Genomic DNA, 20,884 nt, shown 5'->3' with positions numbered 1-20,884 from the left:
CGTACAATGTTGAACCTAGACCCATGCGCCATCCGCTTTTTCTACGGCACCGCAGAGCAGCCCTGCCCCTATGTGCCGAGCCGCATGGAGGCGAAAGCTGTCACAGAGCTGAACGGCCCCGGCGCGGTGCGCTTGCACGACCTGCTTAGCCAAGCCGGCTTTCGACGCAGCCATACCATCGCCTACCGCCCAGCCTGCCATGACTGCCACGCCTGCGTGCCGGTCCGCGTGCCGGTGGCCAACTTTCGCCTCAGCCGCTCCCTGCGCCGCGTCATGCGGCGCAACGCGAATCTCGAGGCCAACCTGCGTCCACCTGTCGCTACGGAAGAGCAATATGAACTGTTCCGCGCATACGAGATCGGCCGCCACAGCGACGGCGACATGGCGCTGATGGACTTCACCGACTACCGCGCCATGATCGAGGACACACCGGTCGAGACCCATATTGTCGAGTTCCGCGAGGCGAACGGGCGCCTCGCTGCGACCTCGCTCAGCGACCGTTTAGGCGACGGCCTGTCCGGGGTTTACAAGTTCTTTGCCCTCGACCGCAGCCGCACCAGCCCCGGCACCTACGTCATTCTTTGGCACATCGATCAGGCGCGCGAGTTGGGGCTACCATATGTCTATCTCGGCTATTGGATCGCCGAGAGCCCAAAAATGGCCTACAAAATGCGTTTTCAACCGTTGGAAGGCCTGGTCGACGAGCAATGGGTGCGCCTGACGCGCGATGGGGAATCCAGTCAGGGGAGGGAAGGATGAACAGACGAGATTTTCTCGGCGGCGTAGCGACTGGTGCCGTGATCGCCGGCAGCGCGGCCCATCTAGCAACGTCCAAAGGACCTGCGCCGATGGTAGCAGGAACCCCGGAAACGCCAGGCACTGCGCCGGCCGTCAATTCGAACCTGCACGAATGGAAGATGCTGACCACCTGGCCAAAGAACTTCCCGGGTGCCGGAACCGCGGCGCAGGCGTTGGCTGATGCCATCCGGCTGATGTCCGACGGCCGGCTCACAGTCAAGGTGTTCGCCGCCGGCGAGATGGTGCCGGCCTTCGAATCCTTTGACGCTGTGCGCGAGGGCACCGCCGACTGCTCGCACGATGCAGCCTATTACTGGGTCGCCAAGAACAAGAGCATCCCCTTCTTCTGTGCCGTCCCAGGCGGCTTGAGCGTGCGCGAGCACAATGCCTGGATCCTCTACGGCGGCGGCCAGGCGCTGTGGGATGAGCTTTATGCGCCGTTCGGCGTGCGTGGCTTCCTCAGCGGCAATACCGGCACCCAGATGGGCGGTTGGTACCAAAAGGAGATCAACTCGCTGGAGGATTTTTCGGGTCTCAAAATCCGCATTCCGGGATTAGCCGCCGAAGTGCTAAACCGCCTCGGGGCCACCACCGTCAACATGCCGGGCGGCGAGATCATGCCCGCTTTGCAATCCGGCGTCATCGACGCTGCCGAATGGGTCGGGCCTTGGGTTGATCTGACCATGGGCTTCTACAAGGTAGCCAAGTACTACTACGGTCCCGGCTTCCACGAGGGTAGCACGGCGAATGAGCTTCTGATAAACGAAGCGCGCTGGCAGGCATTGCCGAGCGATCTCCAGGCCATTGTTAAAGTAGCATGCCACGAAGCCAATATGATCTTGCCAGCGGAGTATTTCGCACGCAATACCAACACACTGCCAATGCTGACCGGCGAGCACGAAGTCGACGTCCGCAACTTCCCGGACGATGTTCTCAATGCCATGTTCGACATCTCCGAGGAGGTTAATGCAGAGACGGCGAGCGAAGGCGACATCAATCGTCGCATCTATGAGAGCTGGAGCAATTTTCGCAGGCGCGCCATCGAGTATCAACCGCTGTCTGACTTCGGCTTTATTGGCAACCGTGCGCGGGCGAGCCGGACGTGAGCATTGCCAAAGTCAGCCGCCGCGCCCTGATTGCAGGCAGCGGCGCAGCAGCCGCGACAAACCTGTCAACGCCCGCGATTGCGCAAGGAAAACGGCGTTGGAAAATGGCCACCGCCTGGCCGAAAAACCTTCCCGGTCTTGGTACCGGCGCACAACGCATCGCCAATGCCATCACGGAGATGTCGGAAGGTGCGCTGGAGGTGCGACTTTATGCTTCCGGCGAGCTGGTTCCTGCCTTCGAGATCTTCGACGCAGTACGCGAAGGCACGGCGGAGCTTGGTCATGCCGGCGCTGCCTATTGGGTCGGCAAGAACAAGAGTTTTGCCTTCTTCGCGGTGGTCCCTGCCGGGCTGGTGGCGCAGGAGCAGAACGCCTGGCTCGACTATGGCGGCGGGCAAGACTTGTGGGACGAGATTTACGGCGAATACGGGCTCAAGGCTTTTGCCGCCGGCAATACTGGCACGCAGATGGGCGGCTGGTTCAACCGGGCCATCGAGAGCCTCGACGACCTCTCGGGCCTACGCATGCGCATTCCGGGCCTCGCCGGCGAAGTGATCAATCGCGCCGGCGGCGTCTCGGTGACCATTCCCGGTGCTGAAATTATGCCGAGCCTGCAATCGGGCGTGATCGATGCGGTGGAGTTCGCCGGGCCCTGGTCCGACCTCGCCTTCGGCTTCCATAAGATCGCCAAATATTACTATGGCCCAGGATTCCACGAGCCCGGGGCCACCCTAGAGCTGACGGTTAACCGCGCGCTCTGGGACGACCTGCCAGTGCATTTACAGACCATCGTCGCACAAGCTGCGGCGGCGGAGAACCAGCGCATGCTGTCGGAATTTACTGCCGGCAACACTGCCTCTCTGATCGCGCTGCGCGACGACCACGGCATCGAGCCAACCCCCATGCCAGACGAGGTAATCCGCGAATTGCGACGACTATCCGAGGACGTGGTAGCGGAGACCGCAGCGCTCGGCGATATCAACCGCCGCATCTACGAGAACTGGTCGCGCTTTCGTGCCCAAGTAGCGGCGCTAGCGCCGTTCACCGAGCAGGGCGCGCTCAACCAAAGAAACCTATAGCCGGAAAGGAAGAGCCATGGCATCCCGACGTGATTTTCTTATTGGTGCTGCGACAGGCGCCGTGGTCGCCGGCGGCGCGACATATCTAGCAACCGCACAAAAGCCGGAGCCAATGGTGGCAGGTACGCCAGAGCAACCTGGCCAAGCACCGGGCGCCACCAGCGGCACCGTGGAATGGAAGATGGTCACCACCTGGCCTAAGAACTTCCCCGGCCTCGGCACCGGCGCCCAGCGCGTCGCCGACCGCATCAGCGCCATGTCCAACGGCAAGATGGTCGTGCGCCTCTATGCTGCTGGAGAGCTTGTTCCCGCCTTTGAGGCCTTCGACGCGGTGCGCGAAGGCACCGCCGAGATGAGCCATGATGCGTCGTACTATTGGGTGGCAAAGCACAAGAGCACACCATTTTTCTGCACCGTGCCGGGCGGACTAACCCAGCAGGAGCATTCGGGTTGGATCCACCACGGCGGCGGTCAGGCATTGTGGGACGAGCTTTATGCCGAATTCGGCCTCAAGGCCTTTTTGGCCGGCGGCTCTGGCGTGCAAATGGGAGGCTGGTTTCAGAAGGAAATAAACTCACTAGCAGACCTCAACGGCCTAAAGATGCGCATTCCCGGCCTTGGCGCTGAGGTGGTCAACCGCATGGGCGTAACTGCGGTCAACATGCCCGGCGGCGAGATCATGCCCGCTTTGCAATCGGGTGTTATCGACGCCACCGAATGGGTCGGCCCCTGGAACGACCTTGCCTTCGGTTTTCACAAAATCGCCAAGTTCTATTACGGTCCCGGGTTCCACGAGCCCTCCTCATCCCTCGAGGTGATGCTCTCAAAGGATAAATTCGATGCCCTCCCAAGCGATCTCAAGGCCATCGTCGAGGCGGCCTGTACGGCCGAAGCCAACTACACGGTGAGCGAGTTTACCGCCGGCAACAACATCTCGCAGACGACCCTAGTGGAAGAGCACGGGGTGACCATCGGTAACTTTCCAGACGATGTCGTGAAAACCGCTTTCGCCAACGCCGTCGACGTGGTGCAAGAGACGGCTAGCGAGGGCGATATCGCCAAGCGCATCTTCGACAGCTGGTGGAGCTTCCGTACCGATGCCGTGAAGCGCGCGCCGTATGCCGAGCAGGGCTATATGAACAACCGGGCGCTGGGTTGACATGGCCCACCGCCTAGCCCCTGCAACCCTGCTGCTTTGCACCCTTATCGGAAGCAATGCCGTGGCCCAGGAGATCAGTGCCCTGGAATTGCTTCGCAAGCGGCCAGCCAGCGCCTTCGACGTCGGCTTCGTCAAGCTAGAGCGGATGCTTAACAGGATCGAGAATCCGCTATGGTCCTATACCTACGACCTCTCAGACTATGGCGACGATTTCGAGAGTTATAGCCTAAAATATCCGGCCGTCGATTACCGCTATGGCTACCCGCTGGCACATCGCGAAAGCGGCAAGCTGGTGCTGATCGGTGTGGTGCTGGCGCAAGGCCAATATCGGTCCGCCGAGACCTGCAGCACGGTGATGGCCAAGATGCGCGAAGAGTTGCTGGTCTCAGAGACCAGCGCCGGTGGCAGCCAGACAAACCGCGCCCGTAGCTTCGTGGAGCGCACCTTCGGCATTGAAGAGCCCTGGACCGACGACGACACCTCAAGCGAGCTAGCCGATCAGTTGCTTGAGGAAGTGGTCCTTGAGCTTCGCCTCTACGAACAATTGCCCAGCGATGCGCCAGACGCTACCTGCCGCGGCTTCTTGCACCACGACGAGGTCGAGTATCAGCCGTAGACCACCTTCGGCAACCAGGTGGCCATAGCGGGGAAGGTGGCGAGAATGCCAAGCATGGCGAGTTGCATGATTACGAAGGGGATGACGCCGCGATAGATGTCGGTGGTCTTGACCTCCGGCGGTGCGACGCCGCGCAGGTAGAACAGCGCAAAGCCAAAGGGTGGGGTCAGGAACGAGGTCTGAATGTTGACCGCGATCATGATCGCGAACCAGACTGGGCTAATATCGTTCATCAGCAGCGCCGGGCCGACGATCGGAACCACCACGAAAACGATCTCGATGAAATCGAGAAAGAAGCCAAGCACAAACATCAGCGCCATAGTCAGCAACATGGCGCTGAACACCCCACCCGGCAGCCCGTGCAGGAACTCAGCCACGATCTCGTCGCCCTGAAAACCGCGGAAGACGAGGCTGAAGAGCTGCGCGCCGATGAGGATGACGAAAACCATCGACGACACTTTGGCCGTCGAGCGCATGACGTCGAGCAGGTTGTCCATGGTCAGCTGACGCCGCATCGCCGCGAGCAACAGGGCGCCCATAGCACCGACGCCAGCAGCTTCGGTCGGCGTTGCCACCCCGACCAGGATCGAGCCCAGCACCAGCACGATAAGCAAGAGCGGCGGCAGCAGCACCTTGAAGACCCGGCCCATCAGCTCACTGCCAGCCATTGCAGCGCGCTCTTCGGCTGGCACCGAGGGCATGCGGTCGGGGTAGATGGAGGCGTAGATGAACTGCCAGAGGATGTAGAGCAGCACCAACGCAAAGCCCGGGATCAGGGCGCCGATGAAAAGGTCGGCGACGGACACAGGATCGGGCGCGAAGTTGCCGGCCGCAAGCTGCGCCTGCTGGTAGGCTGCTGATATCTGGTCGCCGAGCAGGATCAGTACGATCGAGGGCGGGATGATCTGCCCGAGGGTACCTGCGGCGCAAATCGAGCCGCAGGCGATCGGTGCCGCATAGCCCCGGCGTAGCATGGTCGGCAGCGACAACAGGCCCATGGTCACTACCGTGGCGCCGACGATGCCCGTCGACGCCGCGAGAAGCGCGCCGACAATGCTGACGGCAATGCCGAGGCCCCCGCGTACGGCGCTCATCACCAGCGCCATGGTCTCGAGCAGCTCTTCCGCCAATCTCGAGCGCTCGAGCATCACTCCCATGAAGACGAACAACGGCACCGCAATTAGCAAGTCGTTGGTCATGATGCCGTACATGCGGTTGGGTAGAGCCTGCACGAAAGCAAGCTCAAATATGCCGAAGGCGGCGCCGCCAAGGGCGTAGATCAGAGCCACGCCCGAGAGCGTGAAGGCCACAGGGAAACCGAGCATTAACGCACCGCATAGCGTCAGGATCATCGCCACAATGATCAGCTCGTAGACCCAGGGATCAGCCATCGCTCAGAGCGCCTGCTCGTGGTCTCCAGACACTTCGTGCTCGACGCTGCAAATAATCGCAATACCGTGGATGATGCGCGACAGTGACTGCGCGATCATTGCCGCAGCGAAGATCCAGATGCAGGTCTTGAGCAGATAGACCGCATGCAGACCGCGTTCCTCCAGCGAGCCTTCCCATTCTGCCCAGCTATTCAGCACGTAGTTCCAGGAGAACAGGATGATGATGACGCAGACCGGAATCAGGAAGACGAGCGAGCCGAAAATGTCAACCATCGCCTTCCGGCGCTCCGACATATTGGCGTAGAGCACGTCAACGCGTACGTGCTCATTGTGCAGCAACGTATAGGCGGCACAGAGCAGAAAGACAAAGGAGTGCATAAAGCGCACCGACTCCTGCATCCAAATAAAGCCGGTGTCGAAGCCGTAACGCAGCACGACGATGACGACCGTAGCCAGCACCATCACCAGGGTCAGCCAGGAGACGGCACGGCCCACAGAGTCGTTAAACGCGTCGATGGCACGCGCGATACGGATTAAGCCATCCATATGGCGCTTTCACCCCAATGCTGTATCAGCTCGTACCCTCCCCCATCCGAGGGCGCAAAGTAGAGCTTTCTGCCGTCAACTCAAGGGGATTGCTGCGGAGCCTGTACAAACACGGGTCAGCTTGGTCTATAGTCTCCCGGCAACCGGATAACACGGCGGCTCAACATGGCCGAACCTCTTGATGCGGTTCTCGACGTTCTTTGCGAGGATCCGAGCTGTTGCAGCGAGCGGCTGCTGCACACCGCGGGAATTCTCTACGCTAGGCAGGGTTTCGACTCGATCTCGACCCGTCGGATCACCAGTGTCGCCGGCGTAAACCTTGCGGCCATCGCCTATTACTTCGGCGGCAAGGACGGCCTGCAACAGGCGATTATCGATCACGTCGTGGCGCGCAGCAACGAGCACATCGGCCGCATTTTCGCGGAGCTCGATATGGCGATCGACGGCGCAGACGGTGATCGGGAGCTGCTGGCCGAGGCGACCACGCGCTTCGGCAGCGACTTCCTGCAAACCTGTTTGCCCCTCGATCTGCAGACCTGGTGGGTCGCCGTGATCACGCGTGCGCTGGGGCTACTATCTCCTGGCGAAGAGAAGATCTACGAGATGGTCTTCCTACCTTGCCACCGGGTGGTCCGCAAACTAGTTGAAGCTGCGACGGGTCAGCAGAATTTCGAGCATGTTGGGATCGTGACCGAAGCCCTGGTCGGAGACTTCCTGATGATCTGCCGCAATCAGCCCATCGCGCTGCGCAGCCTGGGTTGGGAGAATTTCACGCCGGAGCGCATAGAGCAGGTGGTAACTGTTGTCACCAACCGCATGCTCGGCCGGCTCAAACTGGCGACAGCTGTCACCGCAGAATAGTTCCTAACGAAAGCGATTGTGGCGCGGGAAGCCTTTCGGGGCGAGTCGGCCGGCATTGCCGCGCTTGCTAATCCAGTCCCCCAATTCGGTCAGGGTACGCAGGCGCGAGCCTTGACGCCAGGTCAGGCCTGCGCCACCTGAGAAGCAGCGGGCATCCGATAAGCCGCCATCGCGATACTTCTGCAGGATGACACCACGCCCGCGGGTCATCACCGGCAATTCGTCGAGTCCAAAGACAAGCAGCTTGTGGTTCTCACCGACCACTGCCAACCGGTCGCCCTCAGCCAACACACAGACCACAGCTTCAACCTCACCCGAAACGTTGAGCACCTGACGTCCGCCACGCTTTTGCGCCACGATCTCATCGGTCTCGACGATAAAACCGCGGCCGTCGCTCGCCGCCACCAACAGCTTTTGGTCAGGCTGGTGCACCATCAATTCGACCAGATCGTGCTCGTTGCTGAGATCTACCATTAAGCGGAGTGGTTCGCCAAAGCCACGCCCGCCGGGTAGGCGGTCGCAAGGAAGGGTATAGAAGCGGCCGTTGGTGGCAAACACCACCAGCTTGTCGGTTGACTGGGCGTGCAGGCGTCGCCAGATCCGATCGCCTTCCTTAATCTTAATCTCAGTATCTTCCGCTAAGTGACCACGAACAGTACGAATCCAGCCTTTCTCTGAACAGATGATGGTGATCGGTTCGCGCTCCACCATGGCCTCGAGTGGCACCACCTCAACGCTCGGTGCCTCGCCTATCTCGGTGCGCCTGGCGCCGAGCACGGTGTCCCTTCCAAAGCGCGCTCGGATGTCCTTCACCTCATTGCCGATAGCGCGCCACTGCCGCTTTTCGTCAGCGAGCAGCGCGGTTAGCATATCGCGCTCCTCGCCGAGACCTTCAAGCTCCTTGCGGATGGCTATCTCTTCCAGCCTGCGTAGCGCGCGCAAACGCATGTTGAGGATCGCCTCAGCCTGCACGTCGCTCAGATCCCAGCGCGCCATCATGGTAGCCTTGGGCTCATCGTCCTCGCGTATAATGCGGATTATCTTGCCCAGATTGACGAAAGCGACGAGGAAGCCTTTGAGCACCTCCAATCGCGTGTTGATCTTCCCCAATCGATAGCGGCCGCGCCGCTGTAACACGATGCGGCGGTGGTCGAGAAACGCCTGCAGCACCTCAGCCAACGACATCACCTTGGGTGTGTTGTCGGCATCGAGAACGTTGAGATTAAGTGAAACGCGGCTCTCCAAATCACTGAGGCGGAAAAGTGATTCCATCAGTGCCCCCGCCTCGACCGTGCGCGAGCGCGGCTCCAGCGCCAAACGGATGTCTTCTGCCGATTCGTCGACAATATCGGCCAGCCAGGGCAGCTTCTTGGCCGTCATCAACTCGGCGACCTTCTCAATCAGGCGCGCCTTCTGCACTTGATAGGGCAACTCAGTGACGATAATGCGATAGCGTCCGTGGCTCGCCTTCTCCTCATGCCAACGCGCGCGCACGCGGAAGGCGCCACGGCCGGTTTTATAGGCGGTGGCAATGCTCTCGCGCGTCTCGACCAGCACGCCGCCGGTGGGAAAATCCGGCCCCGGCACGAGATCGACCAGTGTCTCAATACGTGCGTTCGGTTTTTTGATCAGATGCAGCAGGGCATCGCACAGCTCGTGCGCGTTGTGTGGCGGGATGCTCGTCGCCATGCCGACGGCGATGCCGCTAGCGCCATTTGCCAGCAGGTTCGGAAACGTCGCCGGCAGCACCACCGGCTCCTCTTCCTCGCCATCATAGGTAGCGCGAAAATCAACCGTTTCCTCATCAAGCCCTTCTAGCAGAGCTTCGGCAACCTCGGTTAGTCGCGCTTCCGTGTAGCGCATAGCCGCCGCGCCATCACCATCGATACTGCCAAAATTGCCTTGGCCGTCGACCAGCGGGTAGCGCACCGCGAACTCCTGGGCCAAGCGTACCATGGCGTCATAAACCGCGACCTCTCCGTGCGGGTGGTATTTGCCGATAACATCGCCCACGACACGGGCGCATTTCTTGAAGCCAGAGCGCGGGTCAAGCCTGAGTAGGCGCATGGCGTGCAGCAAGCGCCGGTGGACGGGCTTGAGACCGTCGCGCACGTCAGGCAGCGAACGCGCCATAATTGTGGACATCGCGTAAGACAGATATCGTTCGCTGAGCGTTTGGGCAAAATCGACAGGGATCGGCTCGGGGAGCTTAGCTTTCTTGCCCATGGGCCAGTGATAGCATGGCTAGGCGGGGACAACCACTACATCTAGCGGAAAATCTCACTCAACCGATCGCGCGCCGCCGGAAGCGCTGCATCGTCGCGGACCAGCCCATGCCGGGTCAGAAAGTGGCCCGTGAGCCGTAGCCCATCAGCGATTTCAGCCGTTGTCGCCGCGCCGCTGCCGACGAGAAACGGCGGCAGCCGCAGCAGCCGATCGGCATAGTCGGCGCCTGCCGCGGCCGAGACCGCACAACCCGACTTGGGCGAGACCCAGATCAGCCTTTTATTGCTGCCGGTCGCGGCACAAGCGCTAAGGTCGAGGCCGAATCCAAGCACAGCCAACACGCCAAGCTCCCAGCGTACATAGCCGGCGCCCCAAGCTTCCAGCGGGTACTCATCATCGATCAGACTATCGAGCAAAGCTAGGAGCCCGTGATAGACGGCAGGATAGGGCTCACGCTCGGGCAGCACGGCATCGACCAGAGCACAGGCAGCCCCAAGCCCGGCGAGGCGTGGCGCATCGCCCAGCAGCGGCCCGGCTCGCACGCGCACGAGTTCGGCGCTGAAGTTGCCGAGATGCTCGGGCAAGCGCGCCCGCCAACGGCAGGCGAGCCCGTTGCCTGGCTGGAAGGTACCGCGCTTGCGCCGCCCCGCCCCACCCAGCACCAGGCCGGCATGACGACCGTGATGCTCGGTCAGAACATGCAGCACTAACGCCGCCTCACCGTGACGGCGGGCCGAAATCACGACCCCATGGTCATGCCACTCCAGCGCTTAACGCCCGTGGAAGACCGGCTGGCGCTTTTCGACAAAAGCCTTGGTGGCCTCCTTGTGGTCCTCAGTCATGCCACAGCGGCTGTGGTGCAAAGCCTCCAGATCGAGCAATTCACCGAGCGCCACATGCTCGGCGGCGTTGAGATTGCGCTTCATGTAGCCGAGCGCAATCGACGGCCCGGCAGCGATACGCTCGGCCACCTCGTTGCCCACCGCTTCCAGCTCATCATCGGTGACCACGCGGTTGACCATACCGAGCGAGAGCGCGGTCTGCGCATCCACGAGATCGGCCATGTAGTAGAGTTCGCGCGCCTTCGCAGTGCCAACCAGTGAGGTTAGATAATAGCTACCGCCGAAATCACCCGAATAGCCGACGCGAGCGAAGGCGGTAGTGAACTTCGCTGACTCGCTGGCGATACGCATGTCGCAAGCGAGGCACAGCGACAGACCTGCGCCGGCAGCCGCCCCGGGCACCAAGGCAATGGCAGGCTTCGGCATCTCGTGGAGTAGGCGCGAGACCTCCATCACCCTGCGCAGGCCGCGGGCCTTGGCTTCGAGCCCTTCCTCGGCGAACTCCTTGCCCTCGGCCATCGCCTTGACGTCGCCACCGGCACAAAAGGCACCGCCTGCACCGGTCAGGATCACCGCCCCCACGTCACCATCGGCGCCGATCCGGACCAAGCTCTCCAGTAGGGCCTCCAACATATCCCTCGACATTGCATTGCGCCGATCAGGACGATTCATAGTCAGGGTCGCCACGCGGTCCTGTACGCTTTCGAGCAAATCTGTTGTCACTTGCGCTCTCCCTTATCTGTTCGGTCGCAGATTGGCAGGGCACGGTTGGAATACCAAGTCCCGTCTCGTCTCGGCTGCGATTTCTGCGTATGATCGCGGCCGTAAGAGCAATCCTCAGAGGCGAGATGAGCGGCCCCCTTGCAGACCTAAAAGTCCTCGACTTGTCGCGGTTCGTGGCCGGGCCCTTCTGCGCCATGATGCTCGGCGACATGGGTGCCCAGGTGGTCAAGGTCGAGAAGCCGAAAACCGGCGAGGATATCCGCTCGCTACCGCCATTGGTCGACGGCGACAGCCTGTTTGTCATCACCTACAACCGCAACAAGCGTTCGTTGACGCTCAATTTGCGTAGCGAGCAGGGACAAGCGATCCTGCGCGAGTTGGTCAGCGAAGCGGATATTCTCGTGGAGAATTTCCGCCCCGGCGTGATGGAGGCCATGGGTTGCGACTGGGAGACCCTGAGCGGCATCAATCCGCGCCTGATCATGGCCCGCATCTCGGGCCACGGCCAAGACGGCCCTCATGCACAGCGGCCCTGCTTCGATGCCGTCGCCCAGGCTGGCAGCGGCATCATGGAACTGACAGGCGACCCGGATGGCCCGCCGACCTTGGCGGGCACCACGGTCGTGGATCATTCGACCGGCTTGCACGCGGTGGTCGGCATCCTCGCTGCAGTGCAGGGGCGCCACCAAAGTGGCCGCGGCCAACTTGTCGATGTTGCCCTGATGGACAGCGCCCTGTCTTTGTTGATGACCGTGATTCCGGAGCAAGCGATATTCGGCAAAGCTGCGACCCGTATGGGCAATCGCGACCGTTACGGCGCGCCGTCGAACAGCTTTCTGACTGCGGATGGAAAATACGTTCATATCATGGCCGGAGGCGATCCACGCTTTGGCCGCTTTTGCCGCGCCATCGGCCGCGAGGACCTACTGGAAAACCCCGCCTATGCCGACAATACCCGGCGGCGCGAGAATGCCGAGGCGCTGGAAGCGGTCGTCAGTGAATGGGTGGCCGCACGCAGCGCCGACGAGATCATCGCCGCCATGGAGGTGGCGAGTGTACCATGCGGGCCTGTTAACACCATTGCCGATGTGCTCGCTAATCCCCAACTTCGTCACCGCGGCCAGATCATCGATGTCGAGCACGCCCACGGCGAAAAAGTGCCGCTGCAAGGATTCGTCGCTAAGTTATCAGAGACCCCGTCCGCCCTCTATCACCCAGTGCCTAGCCCCGGCCAGCACAACGCCGATATCCTCAGCGAATGGCTCGATTACGATGATGCCAGAATCCAAGATCTTGTTGCCACAGACATCCTTTAGACGTCAAAATTAAGGCCTATATCGCGGTAGCGCTCAGGGTTGTCCTGCCAATCATCGCGGACCTTGACATGGATAAAGAGATGCGCGGAGCGACCGAGCATTTCCTGAAGCTCGTGCCTGGCCGCGCTGCCGATGGCCTTGACCCGGCGCCCGTCCTTGCCGAGCACGATGCTCTTCTGGCTGTCACGGCGCACGTAGAGAACCTGGTCAACTCGTACGCTGCCATCGTCACGCTCACGCCAGGCCTCGGTCTCCACGGCGATCGCGTAAGGTAGCTCTTGCTGTAATTGGAGAAAAACCTTTTCGCGTGTAATCTCAGCGGCGAGTAGGCGCATGGGCATGTCGGCGGCCTGGTCAGCGGGATAATGCCAGGGGCCGGCCCGCATGCGCCCGCCCAAGGCCTCTTGCAGATCATCAACGCCATCGCCGGTCAGGGCCGAGATCATGAATATAGCAGCAAACATGTCGCTACCGTCAGCAAGCTTCTCAGCATCGAATTCCGCCGCCACTCTCAGCAGCGAATTCCGCTCGACGGTGTCGATCTTGTTGATGGCTAGGAGCGCCTGACGACCGTCCTTACACAAATGCTCGACGATGAGCCGACTATGCTTGTCGAGCCCGTGCTTGGCATCGATCAGCACGAGTACGATATCGGCATCGCGCGCGCCTGACCAAGCCGCCGAGACCATGGCCCGCTCCAGACGCTTTTTTGGCACAAAGATGCCGGGCGTATCGATGAAGATAATCTGCGCGTCGCCCACAAGTGCTATGCCGATCACCCGGCTGCGGGTCGTCTGCACCTTGGGCGTTACGATAGAGACCTTAGTGCCGACCAAACGGTTGACCAGTGTTGACTTACCGACGTTGGACGCACCGAGAACGGCGACGAAGCCACAAGACCGCTCAGCCATCCTCGCCCGCCAGTCGTGCAAGGAGCGTCTCGGCAGCGCGGCGCTCGGCCTCCCGTTTGCTGAGCGCCTCCCCTTCACCCTCACCCCGGCCCTCTACGGCCGCGGTCATACGAAAGGTGGGCTTGTGGTCGGGGCCTTCGCTGGAGACCAGACGGTAGCGCGGCAGACCCAACCCGCGCGCCTGGCTCCATTCCTGCAATGCCGTCTTGGCATCCTTGGGCGGTAATATCTGGGCCTCGATCAGGGGCCGCCAATGGCACTCAACGAAGGCCGCAGCAGCGGCCAGGCCACCGTCGAGGTACAGTGCACCGATCAGCGCCTCACAAGCATCGGCGAGATTGGCGTCGTTCTCGCGCCCACCGCTCACAGCCTCACTCGGCGCCATATCCATATGCCGCCCGAGATCGATGGTCCGCGACACCACGGTCAGGCTGTCGGCACTCACGAGTTCAGCAAGGCGTGGCGCCAGGTCGCCCTCGTCCTCATGCGGGAATCGTGTCATCAGGCGCTCGGCAACGATCAGACCGAGCACACGGTCGCCGAGAAATTCCAGCCGTTGGTTGTTGGTCTGCCCGACAAGACTGCGATGGGTCAGAACCTCGCGCAACAAGGCGGGGTCGGTAAAGGAAACGCCGAGGGCGTCGGCGGTGCTCAAAGGGTGGTGAAAAAGCGTGAGAAGCGGATCGCAAAAGGCCACCTCCACACTTCCCAAAAATGCGCCGTGCCGTCGGTGGAAAAGAACAGGATCTCAGCCTGGCCGAGCAGGTTTTCGACCGGCACATAGCCGACATTGTTTAGTACACGGCTGTCCGACGAATGATCCCGATTGTCGCCCATGAAAAAGTAATGCTGATCGGGCACCACATAGACATCGGTATTGTCGAGGGCACCGAAGGGATCGCTGTCGAGCACGCGATAGCTGACGTCGTTCGGCAGGGTTTCGATATATTGCTGTACCTTGCGCGAATAGCCGCCGCGGCCCACGAGTTCAAAATCCTCGATGCGCTGGCGCGGCACCGGCTCATCGTTGATTAATAGAATGCCACCCTGCACCTGAATGCGGTCGCCCGGCAGCCCCACCAGACGTTTGATGTAGTCGGTGGAATTGTCGCGCGGCAGCTTGAAGACGATGATGTCGCCGCGCTTAGGTGCGCCGTTCCAGATACGTCCTTTAAGGCCCGGCAGGGGGTAGAAGAACGAGTATTTGCTGTAGCCGTAGGAGAACTTGGAGACGAACAGATAGTCGCCAATCAGCAAGGTCGGTTTCATCGAGCCCGAGGGAATATGAAACGGCTCATAGGCGAAGGTGCGTACGACCAGCGCGATCAGCACCGCATAGATGACCGTCTTGAAGCTCTCCCAAAAGGCGCTGCGCCGTTTCTCTTCCTTTGCCATCCGTCCTATTCCGCTTGCACAGTAGAGATCAGAACGAAGGCATGAGCCAAATCCCGATCGTCGGTGAGAGTAACATCGATCTTCGGCTCTAGGCCGTCCGGGACCAGAGACTGTAGGCGCACGAGCGCGCCGCCAGTCAGTTTCAGGGTCGGCTTGCCACCGGGTAAATTAATGACGCCGATGTCGCGCCAATAGACGCCATGGCGAAAGCCCGTACCGAGCGCTTTCGAGCAAGCTTCCTTGGCGGCGAAGCGCCGGGCGTAGGAATCAGCACGACGCAGGCGACGCTCGCACTTCTCGCGCTCGAGTGGCGTGAAAACACGATGGGTGAAGCGCTCCCCGAATCGCTCCAAGGTGGCCACGATGCGGGTTGCGTCGCAGACGTCGTGGCCGATGCCGATGATGGTCATGAACGGATCATGCGCTGCGCTGACCGCTAGCTTCGGCGCGGGCGGTGTCCATCAGCGCGCGCATACGGCGGATGGCGCTTTCCAAACCACTGAAAATAGCCTCGCCGATGAGAAAATGGCCGATATTCAACTCGCTCACTTCCACCAGTGCCGCCACCGGCCCTACCGTGCTATAGCTCAGGCCATGTCCGGCATGAACCTGCAGGCCCAGACCGGCGGCCTCGGTCGCCGCGGCGGCAAGGCGCGCCAACTCACCTTCGCGCGCGGCATCTGGCGCATCGCAATAACTGCCGGTATGGAGCTCTACGACATCGGCGCCGAGTTTTTCGGCGACAGCGATCTGCACCCGTTCGGGATCGATGAAAAGCGAGACACGAATACCGGCGTCGCCGAGCCTGGCAATGTAATCCTCCAATACCGTATCGTTCGCCGCCACATCGAGCCCACCCTCGGTGGTCAACTCGGCGCGTTTCTCGGGCACCAAGCAGACCTGGTCCGGACGCGTTGCCAGCGCGATCGCGAGCATCTCCTCGGTCGCCGCCATCTCCAGATTCAATGGCTGATCGACCTCCGCCTTGATACGACGGATATCATTGTCGGAGATATGGCGGCGATCTTCGCGTAGATGGGCGGTGATGCCGTCGGCACCGGCCTCGGCGGCCATGCGCGCCGCACGCAGTGGGTCGGGACGGGCGCCACCACGAGCGTTGCGGATGGTCGCCACGTGGTCAATATTGACACCAAGACGAGGCTTGCCGATCATTGCCCGCTTTCTTTCCCCGCTTGCTCCTCATGTTTAACGGCGGCGTTCATTTTGCGTTGCTGCCTCTCGATCTTGCGGCGAATGCTCGCTTTTCGAATGCGCTGATAGCGTGCCACAGCGCGGCGCACAAGCCAGAACGAGGTTCCCCAGGCAACCACGCCAAGCGGCACGCCGCCGACAGTGGTGGGTAGAAGAACGGCCTCAGGGTTGTCAAAAATATACTTCATCGATAGCCCTTCATACTCCATCGGCAGTCCCTGCGGCAGCGTCTCGCCAGTATCGATGCCCAGGATGAAACAACCGAGGCGGTAGGCCATGAACCAGATGAAGGGAAAGGTCCAAGGATTGCCGACCACGGTACCGATGGCGGCGGCAAGAATACTGGCACCGATCATCCACGACGCCAGCGCCGCCAGGACAAAGTGAAAGCCGAGGAATGGAGTGAAGGACACTGCCGCACCGCAGGCGAAGCCCGCGGCGATGCTGTAGGGGCTTCCCGGCAGGCGGCGGATACGGTGCGAAAAGTAACTCGCGGCCCGGCGCCAGCCGATGCGCGGCCACACGACATCGCGCGCCCGGTCCCGTAGCAGACGCCGCTCGCGGCGCCCTAGCATGGCTCAGCCATGGGCGCGCTCGACCTGATAGATCGCTGGATTGGCGCGCAATGCCGCCATGATGCTGGTGAGATGGCGCACGTCCTCGACCTCGACATCAACAACCAGTTCGAAGAAATCCGGCGCCCGGCGGCTAATGCGCAGATTGGTGATGTTGCCGCCGGTCTGCGCGATTGCCTCGGTGAGCGCATTGAGGCTCCCCGGCACGTTGTTGATCACCGTCACCATGCGTCCGGTATGAGCGTAGGCGTCATCGCCGTCCGTGCTCCAGGAGACATCGAGCCAGCGCTCCGGCACGTTAGAAAAGCTTTCCAACACCTCGCAATCGATGGTGTGGATCGTCACACCTTTGCCCTCAGTGACGAGACCGACGATGCGCTCTCCGGGCAAAGGATAGCAGCATTCTGCCACGTGCACGGCCATGCCCGGCGTGAGACCGCGGATCGGCACCGCGCCGCCGCGCTTTTTCTCCTCGCCCTCACCCAACGGACGCGACATCGGTACGACCTTACCGCCATCCGTGAGATCGGGATAGACGGCATTGAGCGCGGCCTCGGCGTTGATCACGCCGCGTCCAACCCGGACCATCAGGTCGAGTGGCTTTTTCCCACCAAACTTGGCCAGCACCGGGCGCAACATGTGGTCGGCAAAGGGGCGCTCATGCGCGGCGAAGGTCTTTTCCAGGATCGAGCGGCCGAGGCTGGCATATTCATCGTTAGCGCGCTGGCGAACGAAGCGGCGGATGCGCGCCCGCGCCTTGCCAGTCACGACAAAGTTCTCCCAGTTCGGGTCTGGCGCCGGCACGCTCGAGCGCAGTACCTCAACCTGATCGCCATTGTGCAGCTCCGTGCGCAGCGGCGCCATGCGGCCGTTGATCTTGGCACCGACGCAGGTATCGCCGATATCAGAATGCACGGCGTACGCGAAGTCCACCGGTGTTGCACCGGCAGGTAGGCTGATGAGATCACCCTTTGGTGAGAAGCAGAACACTTGGTCGCTAAACATCTCGAGCTTGGTGTGCTCGAGGAATTCCTCGGCCCCGCCAGCATGGTCGAGGATCTCCAACAGATGCCGAATCCAGCGATATTGCCGCCCCTCGCGTTGGCCGGAATCGTCGCTGCCATGCTTGTATATCCAATGGGCAGCGACACCGTATTCGGCGATCTCGTGCATTTCAACGGTGCGGATCTGCACTTCGACGCGCTGCTTGTGCGGGCCGATCACAGCCGTATGGATCGATTGATAACCATTCTGCTTGGGCGTCGAGATATAGTCCTTGAACCGGCCCGGGACCATTGAATAGGCTCGGTGCACGGCGCCGAGCGCACAGTAACAGTCGTCGATGCTGTGTAGCACCACGCGAAAGGCAAAAACGTCTGCCACCTGCTCAAACGGCACATGCTTGCGTTGCATCTTGCGCCAAATCGAATAAGGGCGCTTCTCGCGACCATCGACTTCGGCCTCAACCCCAGCGTCGGCGAGCGTGTTCTCGAGTTCACCGATAATAAGGTCTATCGTCTCGCCTTCAGTATCACGTAGGAAATCCAGCCGCCGGGTCAGAGAATCAATAGATCTCGCGACAGGTTGCGCCTCTGGATAGATCTCGCGACATGCCAGATCCTCAAGTTCATCCTTCATGCGCCGCATACCGATACGCTCGGCAAGGGGCACATAGATGTCCATTGTCTCGACAGCGATGCGCAGGCGTTTTTTCGACTTAGGAATAAAATGTAGTGTGCGCATGTTATGTAGACGATCGGCCAACTTAATCAGTAGTACGCGTATATCTTCTGACATCGCCAGCAGAAACTTACGAAAGTTTTCCGCCTGGCGCTCGCTATGGGACTGCAGCTCTATCTTGCCAAGCTTGGTGACACCGTCGACCAGACGGCCAATCTCGTCACCGAACATCTCCTCAACTTCTTCCTGGCTGGCGACGCCGTCCTCGACGGTGTCGTGCAGCAGCGCAGTGATGATCGAAGCGCTGTCAAGCTTGAGGTCAGTGAGAATGCCGGCCACTTCGACGGGATGGGAGAAATAGGGGTCGCCTGAGGCCCGGGTTTGCGAGCCGTGCCGAGACATGGAGAAGACATAGGCGCGGTTGAGAGACGCTTCGGAAGCATCGGGGTCGTAGCTGCTCACGCGCTCAACAAGCTCGTATTGGCGGATCATGGCTGCCCCGCTTCCGCCATCGACACTACGTGCCGGTCGCCGCGCGGGCTCCCCTTTGCCCTGCCCCGCCGATCACTCGCTGCCGCCGCCTCCAAACAGCTTGCTAAGATTGGTCGGCGTCTTGCCTTCAGCAGCGTCGCCGAGGCCAACATCAAATACCTGCATACCAGCAACCTTGCCACCGCGCGCCTCGATTTCGCCGAGCAGATCGCCACCCTCTCCGGTCTCCATCACCTCTTCTTCCAGCTCATCGTTCTCGGCATGACGTTGGAGGCCGAGCAGCAGGGATTCTGTCAGATCGTTCTGGGTCATCTTCTCGTCAGCGATCTCGCGCAAAGCGACCACCGCATCCTTGTCGTTGTCACGATCGACCGTCAACTCGCCACCAGCGGCGATGTCACGCGCTCTTTGTGAGGCAAGCATGACAAGTTCAAAACGGTTAGGAATCTTCGTAACGCAATCCTCGACGGTTACGCGCGCCATATGGACAGCTCCTCGGCTAATTTTCTATGACAAAAATGCGGTTTGGCCCAGCCGGCGGATACTAGGGACGAACATGATCAGAATCAACACGTCTCAAGGCACCCTTGCAATGCGTTGGCCGGACGGCAGTGCTGCCAACATATCGGTCACCGTGCGGCCGTCACCCGGATGGCGCCAATCCGGCGCCACGTCTGCCAGCGGTAGCAGCACAAAAGCCCGGTCGCTAAGCCTAGGGTGAGGCAGCACAACACCACCTTTATCCTCGTCCCATAGCTGGTCGTCACAGGCCAGCAAATCAAGGTCAAGCACGCGGGCTTCCCAGCGCCCGCGGCGGCGGCGACCGGCCACCTGCTCGATGTCGTGCAACACCGCCAAGTGCGCTGCCGGTGCCAACTCCGTGCGCACCACCGCAACGCCGTTGACGAACCAGGGCTGCGACGACGCCGGCATAGGCTCGGAGAGGTACCAGGCGGAATGTGACAGTACGGGGCCAACAGCAGCCGCAATCGCCGCCAGCGCGCGGCGGCAAACCGCAAGTGGCGGTGTGCCATCGGCGGCCGGGAGATTCGACCCAATCGCGATTATAGCATTCACCTCGCTGGCCCCTTGCCCATTGCGATTAAGACCTTATCTGTTGCACACGCGACCCAACACGCGCTATGGGTCGCTTGTTCAACGTCATCATGGCGGATGCCGGCGGCAGAGGAGCGTTGACCGGCACGTTATTTTTTTAGGATTAAGATTCATGCATTTTTACCCCGACGAACGCATAGCCCTCTTTATCGACGGCGCCAATCTGTATAACGCGGCCCGCTTGCTCGGTTTCGATATCGATTACAAGCGATTGCTGGAGTTGTTCCAAAAACAAGGCCAATTGGTACGCGCGTTCTATTACACGGCGCTACTCGACGACCAGGAATACTCGCCGATTCGGCCGCTAGTCGATTGGCTTGATTACAACGGCTACACCATGGTCACCAAACCAACCAAGGAGTTCACTGACGCCCAGGGCAGACGCAAGATCAAAGGCAATATGGATATCGAGCTTGCCATCGACGTGATGGAAATGGCGCCACATCTAGATCATGTGGTGTTGTTCTCCGGCGACGGCGATTTCCGCCGCCTGATCGAAGCCATCCAGCGCAAGGGGCTCCGAGCCTCGGTGATCTCGACCATCCGCTCGCAACCACCTATGGTCGCCGACGAGCTACGCCGCCAGGCTGACCGCTTCGTCGAGCTCAAGGATCTGGCCGACTTGATCAGCCGCGACTCGCAGCAGCGCCCGTCGCGTGAGCCACAAAGCGAAGGCGATCGGACCATCAACGAAGAGGGTGTGGGTGAGCCGCTGGATGACGGCGATATTGACCTCACCGGCGACGAGATCGACACTACGCCGGTTTGATATCAAGGGCCGATGATAAAGACCCACTTAACCGCACGATTTTCACCGCGGGCTAAGAGTCGTACGCGCCA

The 20,884-nt window shown here is 60.9% G+C and carries 21 protein-coding genes and 1 pseudogene; 8 read left to right on the top strand and 14 right to left on the bottom strand.

The genetic code is table 11. The features are described from left to right. Nucleotides 1-6 precede the first annotated feature (6 nt). The 5 genes from QF629_02665 to QF629_02645 are packed head-to-tail and all read left to right on the top strand — an operon-like array spanning nucleotide 7 to nucleotide 4,758. On the top strand, nucleotides 7-759 hold the full coding sequence (locus QF629_02665) for an arginyltransferase (protein ID MDP6012437.1): 753 nt from the start codon (nucleotides 7-9) through the stop codon (nucleotides 757-759). Beyond that, nucleotides 756-1,904: a TRAP transporter substrate-binding protein gene (locus QF629_02660; protein MDP6012436.1), complete on the top strand. Its 1,149-nt coding sequence runs from the start codon at nucleotides 756-758 to the stop codon at nucleotides 1,902-1,904. The genes QF629_02665 and QF629_02660 overlap by 4 nt, the downstream gene beginning before the upstream one ends. Continuing rightward, nucleotides 1,901-2,983 (top strand): TRAP transporter substrate-binding protein, encoded by a 1,083-nt coding sequence (locus QF629_02655; protein MDP6012435.1) that lies wholly within the window; start codon nucleotides 1,901-1,903, stop codon nucleotides 2,981-2,983. Before QF629_02660 ends, QF629_02655 begins: the two co-directional genes overlap by 4 nt. Before the next feature lie 16 nt (nucleotides 2,984-2,999). Continuing rightward, nucleotides 3,000-4,142, top strand: a complete 1,143-nt coding sequence (locus QF629_02650) for a TRAP transporter substrate-binding protein (protein ID MDP6012434.1) — start codon at nucleotides 3,000-3,002, stop codon at nucleotides 4,140-4,142. A gap of 1 nt (nucleotide 4,143) precedes the next feature. Further along, nucleotides 4,144-4,758 carry a hypothetical protein gene (locus QF629_02645; GenBank protein ID MDP6012433.1) on the top strand — a complete coding sequence of 205 codons (615 nt, stop codon included), beginning with the start codon at nucleotides 4,144-4,146 and terminating at the stop codon, nucleotides 4,756-4,758. Here the strand turns inward: QF629_02645 and QF629_02640 are convergent. Both QF629_02640 and QF629_02635 read right to left on the bottom strand, forming a co-directional pair. Further along, nucleotides 4,749-6,149, bottom strand: coding sequence for a TRAP transporter large permease subunit (locus QF629_02640; GenBank protein MDP6012432.1), 1,401 nt, complete (start codon nucleotides 6,147-6,149; stop codon nucleotides 4,749-4,751). The genes QF629_02645 and QF629_02640 overlap by 10 nt on opposite strands. 3 nt (nucleotides 6,150-6,152) lie before the next feature. Continuing rightward, nucleotides 6,153-6,695 carry a TRAP transporter small permease subunit gene (locus QF629_02635; protein MDP6012431.1) on the bottom strand — a complete coding sequence of 181 codons (543 nt, stop codon included), beginning with the start codon at nucleotides 6,693-6,695 and terminating at the stop codon, nucleotides 6,153-6,155. A 165-nt stretch (nucleotides 6,696-6,860) separates the two neighbouring features. On the opposite strand from QF629_02635, the gene QF629_02630 reads away from it, so the two are divergent. Continuing rightward, nucleotides 6,861-7,556, top strand: a complete 696-nt coding sequence (locus QF629_02630) for a CerR family C-terminal domain-containing protein (protein MDP6012430.1) — start codon at nucleotides 6,861-6,863, stop codon at nucleotides 7,554-7,556. A gap of 3 nt (nucleotides 7,557-7,559) precedes the next feature. Here QF629_02630 and parC read toward each other — a convergent pair whose 3' ends face one another. The 3 genes from parC to QF629_02615 are packed head-to-tail and all read right to left on the bottom strand — an operon-like array spanning nucleotide 7,560 to nucleotide 11,347. Then, nucleotides 7,560-9,782, bottom strand: coding sequence for a DNA topoisomerase IV subunit A (parC, locus tag QF629_02625; protein ID MDP6012429.1), 2,223 nt, complete (start codon nucleotides 9,780-9,782; stop codon nucleotides 7,560-7,562). A gap of 41 nt (nucleotides 9,783-9,823) precedes the next feature. Then, on the bottom strand, nucleotides 9,824-10,549 hold the full coding sequence (gene recO, locus QF629_02620) for a DNA repair protein RecO (protein MDP6012428.1): 726 nt from the start codon (nucleotides 10,547-10,549) through the stop codon (nucleotides 9,824-9,826). A 3-nt stretch (nucleotides 10,550-10,552) separates the two neighbouring features. After that, complete coding sequence (locus tag QF629_02615) at nucleotides 10,553-11,347, bottom strand: enoyl-CoA hydratase (GenBank protein MDP6012427.1); 795 nt, start codon at nucleotides 11,345-11,347, stop codon at nucleotides 10,553-10,555. A gap of 125 nt (nucleotides 11,348-11,472) precedes the next feature. Between QF629_02615 and QF629_02610 the strand changes: the two genes are divergently transcribed. After that, nucleotides 11,473-12,663 carry a CoA transferase gene (locus QF629_02610; GenBank protein ID MDP6012426.1) on the top strand — a complete coding sequence of 397 codons (1,191 nt, stop codon included), beginning with the start codon at nucleotides 11,473-11,475 and terminating at the stop codon, nucleotides 12,661-12,663. Here QF629_02610 and era read toward each other — a convergent pair. The 9 genes and pseudogenes from era to folK all read right to left on the bottom strand — a co-directional run bounded on the left by era (nucleotide 12,660) and on the right by folK (nucleotide 20,005). Beyond that, entirely contained in the window at nucleotides 12,660-13,574 is a 915-nt protein-coding gene (era, locus tag QF629_02605; protein MDP6012425.1) for a GTPase Era, read from the bottom strand. The two genes, QF629_02610 and era, sit on opposite strands and share 4 nt — an antisense overlap. Then, the gene (gene rnc / locus QF629_02600; protein ID MDP6012424.1) at nucleotides 13,567-14,229 is read right to left on the bottom strand and encodes a ribonuclease III; all 663 of its coding nucleotides are present in this window, start codon (nucleotides 14,227-14,229) and stop codon (nucleotides 13,567-13,569) included. Before rnc ends, era begins: the two co-directional genes overlap by 8 nt. After that, the gene (gene lepB, locus QF629_02595; GenBank protein ID MDP6012423.1) at nucleotides 14,226-14,969 is read right to left on the bottom strand and encodes a signal peptidase I; all 744 of its coding nucleotides are present in this window, start codon (nucleotides 14,967-14,969) and stop codon (nucleotides 14,226-14,228) included. The genes rnc and lepB overlap by 4 nt, the downstream gene beginning before the upstream one ends. 5 nt (nucleotides 14,970-14,974) lie before the next feature. Beyond that, entirely contained in the window at nucleotides 14,975-15,379 is a 405-nt protein-coding gene (gene acpS / locus QF629_02590) for a holo-ACP synthase (GenBank protein ID MDP6012422.1), read from the bottom strand. Nucleotides 15,380-15,386: 7 nt separating this feature from the next. Further along, nucleotides 15,387-16,142 (bottom strand): pyridoxine 5'-phosphate synthase, encoded by a 756-nt coding sequence (locus QF629_02585; protein MDP6012421.1) that lies wholly within the window; start codon nucleotides 16,140-16,142, stop codon nucleotides 15,387-15,389. Next, nucleotides 16,139-16,756 carry a DUF2062 domain-containing protein gene (locus QF629_02580; GenBank protein MDP6012420.1) on the bottom strand — a complete coding sequence of 206 codons (618 nt, stop codon included), beginning with the start codon at nucleotides 16,754-16,756 and terminating at the stop codon, nucleotides 16,139-16,141. The genes QF629_02585 and QF629_02580 overlap by 4 nt, the downstream gene beginning before the upstream one ends. A gap of 3 nt (nucleotides 16,757-16,759) precedes the next feature. After that, a complete protein-coding gene (locus QF629_02575) occupies nucleotides 16,760-18,928 on the bottom strand; it encodes a bifunctional (p)ppGpp synthetase/guanosine-3',5'-bis(diphosphate) 3'-pyrophosphohydrolase (protein ID MDP6012419.1) in 2,169 nt (722 codons plus the stop codon). A gap of 225 nt (nucleotides 18,929-19,153) precedes the next feature. After that, a pseudogene (rpoZ, locus tag QF629_02570) lies at nucleotides 19,154-19,411 on the bottom strand (DNA-directed RNA polymerase subunit omega). A 93-nt stretch (nucleotides 19,412-19,504) separates the two neighbouring features. After that, a complete protein-coding gene (gene folK / locus QF629_02565; GenBank protein MDP6012418.1) occupies nucleotides 19,505-20,005 on the bottom strand; it encodes a 2-amino-4-hydroxy-6-hydroxymethyldihydropteridine diphosphokinase in 501 nt (166 codons plus the stop codon). Between the two features lie 151 nt (nucleotides 20,006-20,156). On the opposite strand from folK, the gene QF629_02560 reads away from it, so the two are divergent. Then, complete coding sequence (locus QF629_02560) at nucleotides 20,157-20,813, top strand: NYN domain-containing protein (protein MDP6012417.1); 657 nt, start codon at nucleotides 20,157-20,159, stop codon at nucleotides 20,811-20,813. Nucleotides 20,814-20,884 lie beyond the last annotated feature (71 nt).

The sequence above is a fragment of the Alphaproteobacteria bacterium genome (assembly GCA_030739735.1).
GTDB lineage: Bacteria > Pseudomonadota > Alphaproteobacteria > UBA7887 > UBA7887 > UBA7887.
The sequence above is the reverse complement of the archived record's forward strand: the minus strand, read 5'-3'. Positions and strand labels throughout refer to the sequence as shown.

Coding starts and splice junctions, on each gene's coding strand:
- era (MDP6012425.1), bottom strand. CDS start 13,574: ATGGCTGAGCGGTCTTGTGGCTTCGTCGCCGTTCTCGGTGCGTCCAAC.
- QF629_02610 (MDP6012426.1), top strand. CDS start 11,473: ATGAGCGGCCCCCTTGCAGACCTAAAAGTCCTCGACTTGTCGCGGTTC.
- lepB (MDP6012423.1), bottom strand. CDS start 14,969: ATGGCAAAGGAAGAGAAACGGCGCAGCGCCTTTTGGGAGAGCTTCAAG.
- QF629_02665 (MDP6012437.1), top strand. CDS start 7: ATGTTGAACCTAGACCCATGCGCCATCCGCTTTTTCTACGGCACCGCA.
- QF629_02645 (MDP6012433.1), top strand. CDS start 4,144: ATGGCCCACCGCCTAGCCCCTGCAACCCTGCTGCTTTGCACCCTTATC.
- QF629_02575 (MDP6012419.1), bottom strand. CDS start 18,928: ATGATCCGCCAATACGAGCTTGTTGAGCGCGTGAGCAGCTACGACCCC.
- QF629_02580 (MDP6012420.1), bottom strand. CDS start 16,756: ATGCTAGGGCGCCGCGAGCGGCGTCTGCTACGGGACCGGGCGCGCGAT.
- QF629_02640 (MDP6012432.1), bottom strand. CDS start 6,149: ATGGCTGATCCCTGGGTCTACGAGCTGATCATTGTGGCGATGATCCTG.
- parC (MDP6012429.1), bottom strand. CDS start 9,782: ATGGGCAAGAAAGCTAAGCTCCCCGAGCCGATCCCTGTCGATTTTGCC.
- acpS (MDP6012422.1), bottom strand. CDS start 15,379: ATGACCATCATCGGCATCGGCCACGACGTCTGCGACGCAACCCGCATC.
- QF629_02630 (MDP6012430.1), top strand. CDS start 6,861: ATGGCCGAACCTCTTGATGCGGTTCTCGACGTTCTTTGCGAGGATCCG.
- QF629_02650 (MDP6012434.1), top strand. CDS start 3,000: ATGGCATCCCGACGTGATTTTCTTATTGGTGCTGCGACAGGCGCCGTG.
- QF629_02660 (MDP6012436.1), top strand. CDS start 756: ATGAACAGACGAGATTTTCTCGGCGGCGTAGCGACTGGTGCCGTGATC.
- QF629_02585 (MDP6012421.1), bottom strand. CDS start 16,142: ATGATCGGCAAGCCTCGTCTTGGTGTCAATATTGACCACGTGGCGACC.
- QF629_02560 (MDP6012417.1), top strand. CDS start 20,157: ATGCATTTTTACCCCGACGAACGCATAGCCCTCTTTATCGACGGCGCC.
- QF629_02635 (MDP6012431.1), bottom strand. CDS start 6,695: ATGGATGGCTTAATCCGTATCGCGCGTGCCATCGACGCGTTTAACGAC.